This window comes from Agrobacterium sp. H141, assembly GCF_057158725.1.
In genome coordinates, this window is the sequence record NZ_CM169893.1 from 217864 (window position 1) to 232420 (window position 14557).

At 55.9% G+C, this 14557-nt stretch carries 15 protein-coding genes and 1 tRNA gene; 4 read left to right on the forward strand and 12 right to left on the reverse strand.

Annotation, left to right across the window (positions count from 1 at the left end; all coding sequences use genetic code 11):
* Positions 1–19 precede the first annotated feature (19 nt).
* The 8 genes from ACWPM9_RS00995 to obgE form a co-directional block, all read right to left on the reverse strand.
* On the reverse strand, positions 20–1342 hold the full coding sequence (locus ACWPM9_RS00995) for a S41 family peptidase (RefSeq protein ID WP_428188473.1): 1323 nt from the start codon (positions 1340–1342) through the stop codon (positions 20–22).
* Positions 1332–2717: a murein hydrolase activator EnvC family protein gene (locus ACWPM9_RS01000; protein WP_484757563.1), complete on the reverse strand. Its 1386-nt coding sequence runs from the start codon at positions 2715–2717 to the stop codon at positions 1332–1334. The genes ACWPM9_RS00995 and ACWPM9_RS01000 overlap by 11 nt, the downstream gene beginning before the upstream one ends.
* Before the next feature lie 175 nt (positions 2718–2892).
* Complete coding sequence (gene rlmH / locus ACWPM9_RS01005; RefSeq protein WP_428188475.1) at positions 2893–3375, reverse strand: 23S rRNA (pseudouridine(1915)-N(3))-methyltransferase RlmH; 483 nt, start codon at positions 3373–3375, stop codon at positions 2893–2895.
* Positions 3376–3481: 106 nt separating this feature from the next.
* Entirely contained in the window at positions 3482–3895 is a 414-nt protein-coding gene (gene rsfS, locus ACWPM9_RS01010; protein ID WP_428188534.1) for a ribosome silencing factor, read from the reverse strand.
* Between the two features lie 128 nt (positions 3896–4023).
* Positions 4024–4620 (reverse strand): nicotinate-nucleotide adenylyltransferase, encoded by a 597-nt coding sequence (locus ACWPM9_RS01015; RefSeq protein ID WP_428188535.1) that lies wholly within the window; start codon positions 4618–4620, stop codon positions 4024–4026.
* Between the two features lie 37 nt (positions 4621–4657).
* On the reverse strand, positions 4658–5944 hold the full coding sequence (locus ACWPM9_RS01020) for a glutamate-5-semialdehyde dehydrogenase (RefSeq protein WP_484756443.1): 1287 nt from the start codon (positions 5942–5944) through the stop codon (positions 4658–4660).
* Positions 5937–7112 carry a glutamate 5-kinase gene (gene proB, locus ACWPM9_RS01025; RefSeq protein WP_484756444.1) on the reverse strand — a complete coding sequence of 392 codons (1176 nt, stop codon included), beginning with the start codon at positions 7110–7112 and terminating at the stop codon, positions 5937–5939. The genes ACWPM9_RS01020 and proB overlap by 8 nt, the downstream gene beginning before the upstream one ends.
* Entirely contained in the window at positions 7109–8176 is a 1068-nt protein-coding gene (obgE, locus tag ACWPM9_RS01030) for a GTPase ObgE (protein ID WP_484756445.1), read from the reverse strand. The genes proB and obgE overlap by 4 nt, the downstream gene beginning before the upstream one ends.
* Positions 8177–8261: 85 nt before the next feature.
* Here obgE and ACWPM9_RS01035 point away from each other — a divergent pair, with 85 nt between their 5' ends.
* A complete protein-coding gene (locus ACWPM9_RS01035) occupies positions 8262–9122 on the forward strand; it encodes an endonuclease/exonuclease/phosphatase family protein (protein ID WP_484756446.1) in 861 nt (286 codons plus the stop codon).
* Between the two features lie 40 nt (positions 9123–9162).
* Here the strand turns inward: ACWPM9_RS01035 and ACWPM9_RS01040 are convergent, their stop codons facing one another.
* The 4 genes from ACWPM9_RS01040 to rplU all read right to left on the reverse strand — a co-directional run bounded on the left by ACWPM9_RS01040 (position 9163) and on the right by rplU (position 11121).
* Positions 9163–9732 (reverse strand): GNAT family N-acetyltransferase, encoded by a 570-nt coding sequence (locus ACWPM9_RS01040; RefSeq protein WP_484756447.1) that lies wholly within the window; start codon positions 9730–9732, stop codon positions 9163–9165.
* Positions 9729–10364: a GNAT family N-acetyltransferase gene (locus tag ACWPM9_RS01045; RefSeq protein ID WP_428188481.1), complete on the reverse strand. Its 636-nt coding sequence runs from the start codon at positions 10362–10364 to the stop codon at positions 9729–9731. The genes ACWPM9_RS01040 and ACWPM9_RS01045 overlap by 4 nt, the downstream gene beginning before the upstream one ends.
* Positions 10365–10499: 135 nt before the next feature.
* On the reverse strand, positions 10500–10769 hold the full coding sequence (gene rpmA / locus ACWPM9_RS01050; protein ID WP_428188482.1) for a 50S ribosomal protein L27: 270 nt from the start codon (positions 10767–10769) through the stop codon (positions 10500–10502).
* 37 nt (positions 10770–10806) lie between these two features.
* Entirely contained in the window at positions 10807–11121 is a 315-nt protein-coding gene (rplU, locus tag ACWPM9_RS01055) for a 50S ribosomal protein L21 (RefSeq protein ID WP_428188483.1), read from the reverse strand.
* 303 nt (positions 11122–11424) lie between these two features.
* On the opposite strand from rplU, the gene ACWPM9_RS01060 reads away from it, so the two are divergent.
* From ACWPM9_RS01060 to ACWPM9_RS01070, 3 genes are all read left to right on the forward strand, one after another.
* Positions 11425–11514, forward strand: a tRNA-Ser gene (locus ACWPM9_RS01060).
* Between the two features lie 226 nt (positions 11515–11740).
* Positions 11741–12139, forward strand: coding sequence for a helix-turn-helix transcriptional regulator (locus tag ACWPM9_RS01065; protein WP_484756448.1), 399 nt, complete (start codon positions 11741–11743; stop codon positions 12137–12139).
* A 640-nt stretch (positions 12140–12779) separates the two neighbouring features.
* Entirely contained in the window at positions 12780–13892 is a 1113-nt protein-coding gene (locus ACWPM9_RS01070; protein WP_484756449.1) for a tyrosine-type recombinase/integrase, read from the forward strand.
* The last annotated feature ends 665 nt before the right edge of the window (positions 13893–14557 follow it).

Genomic DNA, 14557 nt, shown 5'->3' on the forward strand with positions numbered 1-14557 from the left:
GTTCTCGCCCTAGTCCCGATCACTTGGTTGCGACTGGCTTTTCCGTGTTCGGCGGGAAAGACGGATCGGTCTTTTTGCCCCGCAACAAGTCCAGTGCATAGTTCAGCTGAACGTCGTCATCCTTGTTCTCCGGCACATAGGCGACGGAACCCGAACCTTCATCCGTTTCAGCGTTACCCTTGATGTGGCCGGGAAGAGACGATTCGCCTTCAGAACGCATTTTCCCCTTCAACTCTTCCGGAAGTGGCTGCTCCACCTTGATGTCCGGGGTGATGCCCGTTCCCTGAATGGATCGTCCAGACGGGGTGTAGTAGAGCGCTGTCGTCAGGCGCAACGAACCGCGGTTGCCCATCGGAATAATCGTCTGAACAGAGCCCTTGCCGAATGAGCGCGTGCCGAGAACTGTGGCACGGCGCAGATCCTGAAGGGCGCCGGCGACGATTTCAGAGGCCGAAGCAGAGCCGCCATTCACCAGCACGATAACCGGTTTCCCATCCGTCAGATCGCCAGGCGTTGCGTTGAAGCGGCGGGTATCATCGGGATCGCGGCTACGGGTCGACACCACTTCGCCACGCTCGAGGAAGGCATCCGCCACATAGATCGCCTGATCGAGAAGACCGCCCGGATTGAGGCGCAGATCGAGAACATAACCCTTCAGCTTGTCCTCAGGTACTTCTTCTTTGATCTTGGTGATCGCCTTTTCGAGGTCGTCATAGGTTTTCTCGGTGAAGGAGATGACTCGGACGTAACCCACATCGCCTTCGACGCGCGACTTCACTGCCCGGATGGCAATGATCTCACGGGTAACCGTCAATTCGATCGGCTTGTCTGCACCCTCACGAATGATCGTGAGCTTGATCGGCGTGTTGACGGCACCGCGCATCTTGTCGACGGCATCTTCCAGGCTCAAACCGCGAACTGCTTCGCCATTGATCTCGGAAATAAAGTCACCGGCCAGAATGCCGGCACGCTGGCCGGGCGTATCATCGATGGGCGCAATGACCTTTACGAGTTCATTCTCCATGGTCACTTCAATGCCGATGCCACCGAACTCGCCCCGTGTCTGGGTCTGCATGTCGGCGGCTGCTTCCGGGTTGAGATAGCTTGAATGCGGGTCAAGCGAAGTCAACATTCCGTTGATGGCGCTTTCCACCAGCTTGTCTTCATCCGGCGGGGTTACGTATTGCGCGCGAACGCGCTCGAACACGTCGCCGAAAATCGACAGTTCCTTATAGGTTGAGCCGCCAGCGGCTTGCGCAGGTATGCCGGCCGAATAAACGAGGCTCATAGCGGTAGCGCCCATCAGAGCGCCCACGAGGATAAAGGAAACCTTACGTACCATTCTTTGCCCTTCCAGCATCTTTTGCTGTCCACCAAGTTGCGGAATCAACCGGCAACCCGTCTTTTCGAAATTCAATGTAAAGCGTTGGACGATCCGTTTCCAGCGCCAATGCTGCCGCACTTGCCACTCTTTTTGCACCCATCGTGCCGAGAGGCTCCCCGGACAGCACAAACTTGCCCTGACGGGTATTTATATGGTCCATGCCGGACATGACGATGTGATAGCCATCGCCCGGGTTCAGGATCACCATCTGACCATAACTTCTGAATTCGCCTGCAAATACCACCAGTCCGTCCGCTGGAGCCGTGACAATGGCGTCAGGTGCAGAGGCGATCATCCAGCCTTTCATGGTGTGTCCCGTGCCGTCAGGGTCACCAAATGTGCGAATGACTTGTCCTGCTGCCGGAAGCTCGAGTTTGCCGGTCAACTCCGAAAACGGATATGCTGGCGCAATGCGGTTTTTGTCGGGCATACCGTTCTTGGCGGCCTCAATTGCCTTCCGCCTTTGATCCTCGGTCAGCTGTTTTTGTCGCTCTTCCTCGGCGCGCGCGCGCTCCATGGCTTCGCGGACGGAACCGATATCACTTTCCAGTGACGCAATCAGACTTTCCATGCTTGTGGCGTGGGAGGCCAGCTCATCGGATCGCTTTTGTTCGGCTTCCAGTTCAAGCGCATTCTTGCGGGCGATCTTGTCGTTTTCGACAAGCAGCATTTCCATGCGGCGCTCTTCTTCCTCGCGGTCACGCATGACGGTCAGAAGGCCCGCCTTTTCTGCGAGCGTATCTGCCCGCAGTTTTACAAGTTCCTGAAGATCAGCTGCCAGCTTCGCGGTTTCCTTACGTACGCCCGGCACGACAGCGCCAAGCAGGATTGCGGTTCGTACCGAAGCCAGAGCGTCTTCCGGGGTGACCAACAGTGCGGGGGGTGGGTTGCGTCCCATTCGTTGAAGCGCTGCCAGCACTTCTGCCAGAATAGCCCTTCTCTTGTGAAAGGACGCGCGGATCTGATCTTCCCGAACTCCAAACCTGGCGAGCTTGCCTTCGCTGTCGTTGATCTGTTGCTCGAGTTCCTTGCGCCGGGCACTGGATTCTATCAGCGCCTCTCTCAGATCGACTTCCGTTTTCTGCAGTTTTGCGACGGTCTGCTGCAACTCGGCTTTCCGTTCTTCGGAAAGCTTGATTGTGTGCGAAACATCCTGAAGCTGGCGTGCGACCTCATCCCGCTTGCGTTGCAGTTCCTGGACGGGATCTTCGACCTCTGTGGTCTCCTCAGAACTGTCAGCTTGCTGTTCTGTGGCGCTTATGTCTGTTGAGGAGGCTTCCTCTGATGGTGTGGCGTTCTCCTGCGCAGTCGATACTGAAAAAGACATGGACATGCACAGGAGTGCGAGGAGCAGTCGCTTTGCGAGTGCCCGTCTTGCCTGTCCAAGTTTCAATTCAGGTGTCATGCGTCGCCGTATCACCACAGTCTTGGTCAGTGAACCTAAGCTGATTTGGTTCTCGATCAAAGTAACATCTCATCCGAATCGATCGACGATGTCGGCGACGTGTTCAAACCCGATGGTAGGGGTGACCGGATAAAATGGTCACAGCGCGGTAAAGCTGTTCCGCAAGCATTATGCGGACCAGTTGATGCGGCCAGGTCAGCTTTCCAAGATTGAGAACCAGGGCGGCTCGATCCCGGAACGCGGGATCCAGACCATCGGCGCCGCCGATTACGAACGCAAGATCGCGCTGGCCCTGATCGCGCCAGTTGCCGAGTGTCTCGGCAAAGACCTGGCTATCGAGCGCTTTGCCGCGTTCGTCGAGCGCGATATAAAACGCGCCGTCCGGAAGGGCTTTTTCCAGCATGGCTGCTTCTTCGGACTTACGCGTCGCTGTGTTTGATGCACGGCTTTCCGAAAGCTCGGCGACCTTGAGGAATTCGAGGCCTATGGCCGGTCCAGCCTTGGCAAACCGGTCAAGATAGCGCGCAGCAAGTTCCTTTTCCGGCCCGGCCTTCAATTTGCCTACCGCGAAAATCCCTATCCGCATGTCCGGCTCCCTGTTTTCGATCTCAAGATGTCTGGCCGGCGCGAGTTCGTCAAAACCACCGCCGGTATCTCAAGTCGATACAGTGTCGCCGGCGCCTTTGGGCCGGTTAGTGCAGCCGGCTTTCCTCGATATCCGGAGCCGCCCACATCTTTTCGATGTTGTAGAACTCGCGGATTTCAGGCCGGAACACATGCACGATAATGTCACCGGTGTCGATCAGCACCCAATCACCCGTCTCGAGACCCTCGACGCGCGCGGCGCCGAAACCCTCTTCCTTGAGATCGGTAATCAGGTGTTCGCAGATCGCCATGACATGCCGGCTCGAGCGCCCGGATACAACTACCATGTAGTCGCCCAGCGCGGATTTCCCGGCAATATCGATAGTGACTGTGTCTTCTGCTTTTGAGTCCTCGACACTTGCGAGGACCAGCTCAAGCTCGCGGGCTGCGGCATCGGCGCCACGTTCCGGGCTTTGCGGGATGGCAGTGGCTGCCCTTCCCTTGGTGTGCACTGTTGTCAGAGTTCGTCCTTTCCTGGGATTAACAGAACAGCACGTCGGTGATTCGACCTAGCTGGTCGCACCACAGATATAAAGTGGCACTGATTTATTAAGGTTTCAAGACGGGTGAATTGCCTGGTCATATATCTCTAGCTATCGGCGGAATCTCGTTGCTCGCGAAGAGCCGTCGAACTGAGCGTCGAACGAGGGCCATGGATAAACGTCCAGGCTGGCGGTTTGTGCCGCCACAAAGCGCCGGCATCATCTTCGTCGATCCGGGCGAAATCGAAGGCCTGCGCCATCTTCGATGACAAATAGGAGAGTGTGGCGCCAGGACGGTCAATCACCGCAATCGGAAATGTTGTGGCGATGCGGCGCCAGTGCTGCCAGTGGTGGAAGTTTCTCAGATTGTCGGCGCCCATGACCCAGACGAAATGCGTGTGGGTATTGCGCGACCGGACATATTCCAGGGTCTTTGCCGTGTAGCTCGTTCCGAGCGATTTCTCGAATGCCGTTACCTTGATGCGAGGATCGCCGGCTATCTTTTCGCTCAGCGCAAGTCTTTCTGCCAGAGGGGCCAGAACGCTTCTGCTTTTCAGTGGATTGCCGGGGGTTACCATCCACCAGAGCTGATCGAGACCCAGGCGCCGAAGCGCAATTTCTGCTACAAGTGCATGTCCCTGATGCGGTGGGTTGAACGAGCCGCCGAACAATCCGACAACCATTCCTCGCTCTGTATGAGGCATACGCAGGAAACGGGAAGCGATCAGCGTATCCGTCACGTCAGGGCCGGACCTGACCGCTGCCGTGGACGCGGTAGTTGAATGAGGTCAACTGCTCAACACCAACTGGCCCACGGGCGTGCATCTTGCCGGTGGCGATGCCGATCTCGGCACCCATGCCGAATTCGCCACCATCTGCAAACTGTGTCGAGGCATTGTGCAGAAGAATGGCGGAATCAACCTCGTTGAAGAACCTCTCGACCACCGCAGCATCATCAGCAATGACTGCCTCGGTGTGGTTGGATGAATAGGTGGCGATATGGGCAATTGCGCCGGAAATACCGTCCACCAGTGTCACCGCGATGATGGCATCGAGATATTCGGTGCGCCAATCTTCTTCCGTTGCAGCCAGGTGGCCAGGCGACCGTGCCAGAACTTCTGCTGATGCGTGGATTTCACATCCCGCGTCTTTAAGGGCTTCCAGCATTGGTGCCAGATGGGTTGACGCCGCAGCCTTGTCGATCAGCATTGTTTCTGCAGCACCACAAATGCCCGTGCGACGCATCTTGGAATTGACGATGAGCTTCGTTGCCATGTCGAGGTCCGCTGACTTGTCGACATAGACGTGGCAAAGGCCTTCGAGATGGGCAAACACGGGAACGCGCGCCTCGGACTGGACCCTGGCCACAAGGCTCTTTCCGCCGCGGGGAACGATGACGTCAACAGCACCCTCAAGACCGGTCAACATGAAGCCGACGGCTGCCCTGTCCGTGACCGGAACAAGTTGGATGGCATGAACGGGCAGGCCGGCACTCTCAAGTCCCTTGACCAGGCATGCGTGAATTGCACGAGATGAACGAGCCGAATCCGAGCCGCCGCGCAGGATCACGGCATTGCCTGATTTCAGGCAAAGCGCGCCTGCGTCGGCTGTCACATTGGGACGGCTCTCGTAGATCACGCCGATGACGCCCAGCGGCGTGCGCACGCGTTCGATATGAAGGCCATTTGGCCGGTCCCAGGCGGCAATCACGTCACCGACCGGATCCTTGAGATCTGCGATGGCACGAATGCCGTCGGCCATGGCGCGAATGCGGTCAGGGGTGAGGATCAGCCGATCGATGAAGGATCCGGAAATGCCGGCAGCCTTGGCTTTCTCGACGTCGACATTATTGGCATCCAGGATCTCAGATTCAGCATTCTCGATCGCCTCTGCCATCGCTTCGAGCGCCTTGTTCTTGGCCTCTGTCGAGGCGATCGCCAGCGGGCGTGAGGCGGCCTTCGCATTTCGACCGATCTCACCCATCAGGGATTCAATCGAATTCGTGTCCGTTGCGATGGGTTCAAGCATGGGCTGTGTCCTTCTTCGTGCTTACCGAAGGGGGCTTGCGGCTCGTTTCTGTCAGGACAAGGTCGTCCCTGTGGATCATGGCAGCACGTCCGGCATAGCCGAGAATATCCTCGATCTCCGATGATTTTCGACCCGTGATCCTGCGTGCATCCTCTGCATCGTAGCCTGCCAGTCCTCGGGCGATTTCCCGACCTTGCGGACCGAGCACCGCGATCGTATCTCCACGGCTAAAATTTCCCTTAACCTCACGTACACCCGCAGGCAGCAGGCTCTTGCCCGCGCCCAATGCGGTTTCCGCTCCGGCGTCGACATGCAATTCGCCAGCCGGCTGAAGCTGGCCGGCGATCCATGTCTTACGTGCGGTGACAGGCGTTCCGGATGGTGCGAACCAGGAACAGCGCGCGCCTTCGCTGATCGACTTCAGCGGATTCGCACTTTTTCCCGAGGCAATGATCATGGCGCAACCAGCACCCGTCGCAATCTTTCCGGCATCGATTTTCGTGCGCATTCCACCGCGCGAAAACTCGGATGCTGCCCCGCCTGCCATGGCCTCGATTTCCGGGGTAATGTCTGAAATCTCTTCCAGAAACCGCGCATCGGGATCAAGATGCGGAGGCGCCGTATACAGACCATCGATATCCGAGAGCAAAATGAGGAGATCTGCGCCAGTCATGGTGGCGACGCGGGCGGCAAGCCGGTCGTTGTCGCCATAGCGGATTTCGGTGGTCGCCACCGTATCATTTTCATTGATGATAGGGACTGCGCCGATTTTCAGCAACTGATGGATCGTTGCGCGGGCATTGAGATAGCGCCTGCGCTCTTCAGTGTCTGCAAGGGTCAACAGGATCTGGCCCGCGACAATGGACGTACGCGAAAGACTCTCCGACCAATTGCGCGCAAGCGAGATCTGGCCGACGGCCGCAGAAGCCTGACTTTCTTCCAGTTTCAGAGCGCCGGCATGCATGTCCAGCACCGAGCGACCAAGCGCGATGGCACCGGAGGACACAACGAGAACATCGACACCCTTTGCGCGCAGCGCAGCGATATCGTCGCAGATGGCATCGAGCCAGGCCTTCTTGAGCCCGCTGCTCCGGTCGACAAGCAAAGCAGAGCCTATCTTGATGACGATGCGCCGATACCGGTCAAGAGCTTTGGGGCTCGACGTCATTGATCATCGTCCTTGGGCAGATCGCGATGGCGGATCTTCTGCACACGTTCTGGAACTTCGTCGACTGGCTGCGTTCCTTCCGCAACAATCACGTCGCGCAAAGCCCGCAGGGCATCCGTCATGCCCTTGCCGGTTACGGCGGACAACAGAAGCGGTTTGCGGCCGCAGGCCTTTTCCAGTTCCTTCGCCTTTTTCTTCAGTTCGGCCTCGTCCAGAACATCGACCTGGGACAGGGCAACAACCTCCGGCTTGTCTGTAATGCCGTGACCGTAAGCGTCCAGTTCGTGCCAAACGGTCTTGTAGGCCTTGCCCACATCTTCTTCCTGTGCGGAAACAAGATGCAGGACAACGCGTGTACGCTCCACGTGACCCAGGAACCGGTCTCCGATGCCGACACCTTCATGGGCGCCCTCGATCAGGCCTGGAATATCGGCCAGAATGAACTCGCGTCCATCCACGGTGGCGACACCCAAATTGGGATGCAGCGTGGTGAATGGATAATTGGCGATCTTCGGGCGTGCCCGCGTCACGGTCGCCAGGAATGTCGACTTGCCGGCATTGGGCAGACCCACAAGTCCGGCATCCGCAATCAGTTTCAGCCGAAGCCAGATATTCTTTTCTTCACCTTCCAGACCGGGATTGGCCCAGTTGGGGGCCTGATTGGTGGACGATCTGAAGTGGGCGTTGCCGAAGCCGCCATTGCCGCCCTTGGCCAGACGGAACCTCTGACCCTCAACCGTCAGGTCGATAATCAGCGTTTCCTTGTCTTCTTCAAAAATCTGGGTGCCAACCGGCACTCTCAGCGTCACGTCATCGCCATTGCCGCCCGTGCGGTTGCGGCCCATGCCATGGGTGCCGATCGTGGCCTTGAAATGCTGCTGATAGCGGAAGTCGATCAGCGTATTGAGGCCATTGACGGCTTCCACCCACACATCGCCGCCGCGTCCGCCGTCGCCACCATCCGGGCCGCCGAATTCAATGAATTTTTCACGGCGGAAAGACACGCTGCCCGCGCCACCGTCACCGGAGCGAATATAGACCTTGGCTTCGTCGAGAAATTTCATAGTACAGCTATCACTTCCATGTCAGGGTATTTCCTGCAATCGGCGCCATCGATATCGCCGGATGGGCAGGAGGTCAAAGAGTATCGTGAAGTTCGCAAGTTACAACATCCAGTTTGGGTTGGGTCTGGACCGTCAATTTGACCCCGAGCGCATTGCCAGAAGTCTTGAGGGCGCTGATGTCATCGCGTTGCAGGAGGTTACCCGCGGCATGCCTCACAATGGTGGTGTCGATCTCGTTTCTGTGATGGCGGATCTCTTTCCCGATCATCACTTCATTTATGGTCCCGCCTGCGATCTTCACCTTTCGTCCGAACGTGTCGATGGTCGTCTGGTCGACAAGCGCTATCAGTTCGGCAATATGGTTTTGTCGCGCTGGCCGATTCTGGCGCATCGCATGCTTCTTCTTCCGCGCCATCGCACCTTCGACAAGCTCAACCTGCAGCGTGGTGCAACCGAAGCCGTGATCGCTACACCGGATGGACCGTTGCGGGTCTATTCGGTCCATCTCGATCACGTTTCGCCCGATGAACGGATCGATCAGATCGATTTTCTCAAGGAGCGGGTCCTGAACTTCGTCAACGAAGGTGGCGCCATTACCGGCGCGACGGAATTTGGCGTTGTCGATCCGCCGCTTCCCGAGGACTTCCTGATCCTGGGCGACTTCAACATGGAGCCCGAATCGCCTGAATACTGTGCGATGACAGGCCATGGCGACGCATTCTACGGTCGGGTGCTGAGAGCCGGCTTTCCGGTCGATGCTCTGGCGCGTTGCGGCGCGGTGACCGCCGACAGCGTCACCTGGATCGATTGTGATAACCATGCCGAGCGCAAACATCTGGATTACTGCTTTCTCAGTCCGGGTCTTGTGCCACGGCTCAAGGATGCCTTTATCGACATTGAGGCGGAGGGTTCCGATCATTTGCCGATCTGGGTCGAATTGGGTTGATCCGGCGCAGATGTTGCGCCTGCGCCGGACCTGGTGATTGTCAGGGCCGGCGGAAACCAGCCTGCGCCAACTTTGTCTCGATATGCGGTGAGGCGATGCCCCGAGCAATGGAATAAAGCGTATCCGTTCGCGTGATTGCGAAACCGAGCTTTTCCTGAATGCGCAGCGAGGCCGCATTATCGGCAAAGGCGCCACTGTGAAGTGTTACCTCAGGCATGCGCATGAAGAAGCGCTCGGTAACGGCATAAGCGGCCTCGCTCATATGGCCTTTGCCCCAATAATAGCGGTTCAGCCAATAGCCCATTTTCCAAAGACCGTGTCTCAGCTCGATGGAGACGACACCGATATGGGTATCGTCGCCGGTGGTGATGGCCAGTGACCAGTCCTTTGACAGAGCTGATGTCGACTGGCTGAGCCAGTCGATTGCATCCTGCCGATGATATGGCAGGGGAACGCGTGTCAGCATTCTGCTGATAGCAAAATCAGACAGGGACTGGGCGATGGCGTCTGCATCGCTCATGCGATGAGGGCGCAGAATAAGCCGCGATGTTTCGATCGTCGGGCAGGGCCCCGGCGTTTGCAAGACATGTTTTTCCATGACGGGGCTCATCGCATCTCTCCCCAACTTTTCAGCGAAATCCACGTCTTGCGGTCCAGCCGGAACCACTCCACCGGCATCATGCCACCCATGGCAAGGCTGCCGACCATTCCAGACCCCTGAAACTGGAAGCCGCATTTCTGGATAACGCGCCTGGAGGCGATGTTGGTCACCCGGCAACGCGCGTCGATCTGGACGATCTGTCTTGTGCGAAAGGCCATATCGATCAGGGCATGCGCTGCCTCGGTGGCATATCCCTTGTTCCAGTAGGGTTCACCCAACCAATAGCCCAGTTCCAGTGTGCCCTCGTCTTCAGCGTGGGTTTCGAGCGCGCAGCAACCGAGGAACTCGCCGTTTTCACCCTTGGTAATGGCATAGACGCATTTGCCAATCTCGCCATTTTTCGAACGTCGCACGAAATCCGCGGCGTCTTTTGCCGTATAGGGATGAGGCATACGCGACACCATCGTCGCGATTGTGGCGTTATTGGCGAGATGGGCAAGGGCGTCGATGTCTTCTTCGTGGGGTGCGCGCAGGACAAGCCTTTGCGACAACAAGACGGGGCAATCGCTCCTTAACCGGTCAGGCCTCAGCCTTTCCTCGGGCGGCCTGGATGGCCTGTCCCTCAATAATTCACTCTGCATGGTTCAGTCTCCTTTCGGTTGAAAAGACAAAAGAAAAAGGGAAGCCGGGTTGCCCCATCTTCCCTTTTTTCTTTTCTGAACCTGATGCGGTCAGCCGGGTCGATGAGACGCCGGCTGTTTTTGAGCGCTACCGGCTTATTCCGCTGCTTCGGCTTTCGGTGCCACAGACACGTACACGCGGCCATTGGCCTTCGTACGGTAGTTCACATTGCCTGCCGTGAGTGCGAAGATCGTGTGATCCTTGCCCATGCCGACATTGGCGCCGGGATGCCACTGCGTGCCACGCTGACGAATAATGATGTTGCCTGGAATGACGACTTCGCCGCCAAACTTCTTCACGCCAAGGCGCTTGGATTCGGAATCGCGACCGTTACGCGAGGAACCGCCAGCTTTTTTGTGTGCCATTGGAGTTCTCCTTTAAACCTTGTTTCTCGTTGACCGATTACGCAGCGACGATGTCGGTGATGCGCACGACGGTGTGATGCTGACGATGGCCGCGCGAACGCTTGGAATTCTGGCGACGGCGCTTCTTGAACGCGATAACCTTCTTGCCACGGTTCTGCTCGACAACTTCGGCCTTGACGGATGCGCCGGCGACAAAAGGTGCGCCGATGGTTGCGTCGGCGCCAACGCCAACAATGAGAACTTCAGTGAATTCGATGGTTGCACCAGCTTCGGCTTCCAGCTTTTCGATGGTCAGCACGTCGTTGGCCACTACGCGGTACTGCTTACCGCCGGTCTTGATGACTGCGAACATTTTTTATCCTTTCATGTTCGTTCCGGCTCTGCGCGGGTATACCCGTTGCGGCCGTCTTCTTGTCAGTCGGTTGAGCAGGTAAAAGCAGCCATTCAAGGCCACCGGCACCTGCCGATGGAGCTCTGCCCAATGGGGCGGAGAAATCAAGACACAGTAAGCCCGTGTCTAATTCACGGCTCGCATACGTGAGGCAGTAAAAACTGTCAAGGCAAATGCTGGAAATTCGTCATGTTAAGCCCTTGCCAGCTAGATCAACTGTCGCTATGTGAAAGCCCGCGCAGCAATGCGTCGACCAAATCACGCGGAGAGGTGGCTGAGAGGTCGAAAGCACCGCACTCGAAATGCGGCATACGGGCAACCGTATCGTGGGTTCGAATCCCACCCTCTCCGCCATTGATACGCATAAGTTTCTGAATTTACTTCGTTTTTCCTAAGATGTTCGCGCTGGCCCGCCACTCAGCCCGCCACAAGAAAATCGACTACCTTTCTCGACCGATATCCCCACAAAAAATGTCAAATCACCTGTTGCCAATATGAATGGCATGAGGTTACGTATGGTTCATTCACAACTGAACCACTGCGCAAGACGTGCGGGGTCCTTTCAATCAAAGGGACACGTATGTCTAAGCAACCACAGCTGGGGCTTTTCCCCAGTTCCGAGAATCCCGAATCTCTGCCGCATGGCGATACCGCCCAATCCGGCGCAACTGATGCCGCGGGCAAGGTTCGTGAATCCTCTCAGTCTCCTATTCGTGCGATCAAATCTGAAGCCAGCAAGGAGGTGGAAGTGCGACGCGACGCCGAGATAGCTGTATCTTCGCGGCCTCAGATCGAAGAACGCTATTTGTCCGTACAGGAAGTGGCGCGGCGCTATTCGATCAGCATCCAGACGGTCTGGCGCCACACAAAACACAATCCCGATTTTCCTAAGCCCATAAAGATCCTGAATGGTTCGACGCGGTGGCGATTGAGCCAAATCCTCGCGTTTGAGACATTGCGCAACGAGGTTGGCCAATGACCGGTGCCGACATGACCTCCAAGAAGCGCCGCAATCTCCAAAGCGATCGGAAAGCCAGGATTCATCAACTCTACTCGAGTGATGACGTCATCAAGCTTTATGATATCTCACGCAATACATTGTCCAATTGGATCGCTGGTGGGCTTGGCTTCATCAGCTGTGAGCCTCGTCTGTTTCGAGGCTCTGACCTCAATACCTTTCATAGGAGAAAGAAGCAGAGGTCTTCGATAGGGTCGCTAGGTCAGTTTGAGGTCAGGTGTTTTGGATGTCGGGCGACTCACACGTTGCTCGCTGCCGAGGTATCCTTTGATGTCCAGGAGACATATCGCGGCATCCGCGCTTATCGCGCGTGCCCGGACTGTGGCGCGACTGCAAACAGGTATGTCTCTCTGGAGGATCAGCAGACGATCCTGAGATCGCAAGAAACCAATCCCGGAAGCAAGACTCCGGACTAATATGCTTCGTCATTTCAGTCGTGGATTGTGCAAATCCGACAGACTCGAATCCTAGCGCATCTCCCCAATCCAGGACGTCCAGCAATGAAGCGAAGCCGGCTGCAACAACCGCGCTGGCCACGGCTTCGCTCGCAAACCCCTCTCAGACAATTTCAAATTGCCACATTTCATTGAAAGTCACACTAATGAACGCATCAGTAGACAATGCTAAAATTATCTATCTGTACCAGGGTGAGCTGAAGCATACAAAAGGCTTCCACCCCAAAACGATCGACGACATCCTGCGTCACATCTGGCAGTTTGAAAAACATACCGGATCTACAGATTTCAGGTCTGTGACCCGAAAAATGATTGAAGATTTCAAGGACGATTGGATCAGTCGCGCAGACAAGAGCGGGAAAGGCGGTTTATCTGCTTCAACGATCGTTCATACATTTGGGCACCTGAAAGCATTCTTCGAATGGCTCGCTGTCCAGGACGGGTATAGGCGATCGATTACGGCGCAGCTCTACAATCACTTCAACTCGCCAATGTACCTTTCAGAGCTGGCCAGTGCCGCGGCACCAAAGTTTGTCCCCGCTCCTGAACAGATCAGGCTCATACTCGACGGCATGCCGACCCAGCATCTTGCTCATCGAAGAGATCGCGCGATGATTGCCGCCCTTTTCCTGTTTGGGGTGCGTGACGGGGCGTTGATCTCTCTTTGCATCAAGCATGTCGATATCGACCAGAAGCGTGTTTTCCAGGATGCGCGAGAAGTGAAAACAAAATTCTCTAAAACAAGTATCGTTGATTGGTTTCCAGTAGGCGAAGATATCGAGCGTATCATCATCGACTGGATCACCGAGTTAAGGGCGATGGGTGCGTCGGAGGATGATCCCTTGATCCCAACGGCTCCATTCAAGCCTTGGATCGGCAGGCAGCGAATTGAGTTGGAGTTTCTAACTACTGCCGCGCCTGTGCGTCGGGTTGTGCAAAAGGCAGCAGCTGCTGCGGGTGTTCCGCGCTTCAAGCCGCATGCCATTCGTTCAACTGTTGCGAAGCATTGCGACGAATTGGTTGGGTCCATGCGGGACTTCAAGGTGATTAGCCAAGATTTCGGCCATGAGCAGATCAGTACCACCACGAAATGTTATGGCGAAGTGGATCCCGATACCAAACAGGCGCTATTCAGGAAGATGCGAGCGAGACTGAATAGCCCCGATGCAGGCGATATCCTGGACGATATGGAGCAAGCTGGCCCAGATACGCTCGATCTTATTCGGGCGGTCTTGAAGCACGTGTCAGTTCGGCAATAGGAATGTAGCCGGTGCGGCTGTGATCGCCATTTGCGGCCGCACGTTCTAACATTCCGAAACCTTGCCGGGGCATGCCGGGCCTAGCGATGCCGCCCAAAGGGTCTCCTTATCCCTGGAGCCAAGATATAGCTACCAGCGATCAGAAGAATTCGCCAGAACGCTGAAATGGAAAGCCGATCTGCTTGTTCGACAGCGGACTGGTTCTTAGACGAAGCGTTTCAGGGTGTGCAGCTCACTTCCGCAATGGAAAAACTTCGCTGCAGATTGTTCCCGTCTAATCATGTTGGCGCGAAGCTGCATTCTACCGCAGAATAATTTCTTTGACCCGACCACACTGGTCCTCAATTAGAAGGGCGGCCCCTTTTTTTCTGCTCTATCAGAAAGCGTTCAGTTGCAATTGATTTTCGAATAACATCGTTGAGCGGAATGTCACCATAATGAGATGATATCCATTCAAGGGAAGCTCTCTCTTGTCTGCTGATGCGCAGTGGAATTGTCCATGTCTTGTAGTTATTTTCCATTCTGAATTTTATTTGCAATGAAACTGTTTATGTTTACGTTCATAATTATCCTATGCTGAAACAATATGAGCAATGAATATTTTTTATTTATTTAAAATACTATTTTTTATTAAGTATTACTTCAGTGTTGTGTTCGTTTTTAAT

What these genes read in the sequence shown, in the direction of transcription:
- ACWPM9_RS00995 (WP_428188473.1), bottom strand. Translation starts at nt 1,342, where the DNA reads ATGGTACGTAAGGTTTCCTTTATCCTCGTGGGCGCTCTGATGGGCGCT.
- ACWPM9_RS01000 (WP_484757563.1), bottom strand. Translation starts at nt 2,717, where the DNA reads ATGTCCATGTCTTTTTCAGTATCGACTGCGCAGGAGAACGCCACACCA.
- rlmH (WP_428188475.1), bottom strand. Translation starts at nt 3,375, where the DNA reads ATGCGGATAGGGATTTTCGCGGTAGGCAAATTGAAGGCCGGGCCGGAA.
- ACWPM9_RS01015 (WP_428188535.1), bottom strand. Translation starts at nt 4,620, where the DNA reads ATGCCTCATACAGAGCGAGGAATGGTTGTCGGATTGTTCGGCGGCTCG.
- ACWPM9_RS01020 (WP_484756443.1), bottom strand. Translation starts at nt 5,944, where the DNA reads ATGCTTGAACCCATCGCAACGGACACGAATTCGATTGAATCCCTGATG.
- proB (WP_484756444.1), bottom strand. Translation starts at nt 7,112, where the DNA reads ATGACGTCGAGCCCCAAAGCTCTTGACCGGTATCGGCGCATCGTCATC.
- obgE (WP_484756445.1), bottom strand. Translation starts at nt 8,176, where the DNA reads ATGAAATTTCTCGACGAAGCCAAGGTCTATATTCGCTCCGGTGACGGT.
- ACWPM9_RS01040 (WP_484756447.1), bottom strand. Translation starts at nt 9,732, where the DNA reads ATGAGCCCCGTCATGGAAAAACATGTCTTGCAAACGCCGGGGCCCTGC.
- ACWPM9_RS01045 (WP_428188481.1), bottom strand. Translation starts at nt 10,364, where the DNA reads ATGCAGAGTGAATTATTGAGGGACAGGCCATCCAGGCCGCCCGAGGAA.
- rpmA (WP_428188482.1), bottom strand. Translation starts at nt 10,769, where the DNA reads ATGGCACACAAAAAAGCTGGCGGTTCCTCGCGTAACGGTCGCGATTCC.
- rplU (WP_428188483.1), bottom strand. Translation starts at nt 11,121, where the DNA reads ATGTTCGCAGTCATCAAGACCGGCGGTAAGCAGTACCGCGTAGTGGCC.
- ACWPM9_RS01065 (WP_484756448.1), top strand. Translation starts at nt 11,741, where the DNA reads ATGTCTAAGCAACCACAGCTGGGGCTTTTCCCCAGTTCCGAGAATCCC.
- ACWPM9_RS01070 (WP_484756449.1), top strand. Translation starts at nt 12,780, where the DNA reads ATGAACGCATCAGTAGACAATGCTAAAATTATCTATCTGTACCAGGGT.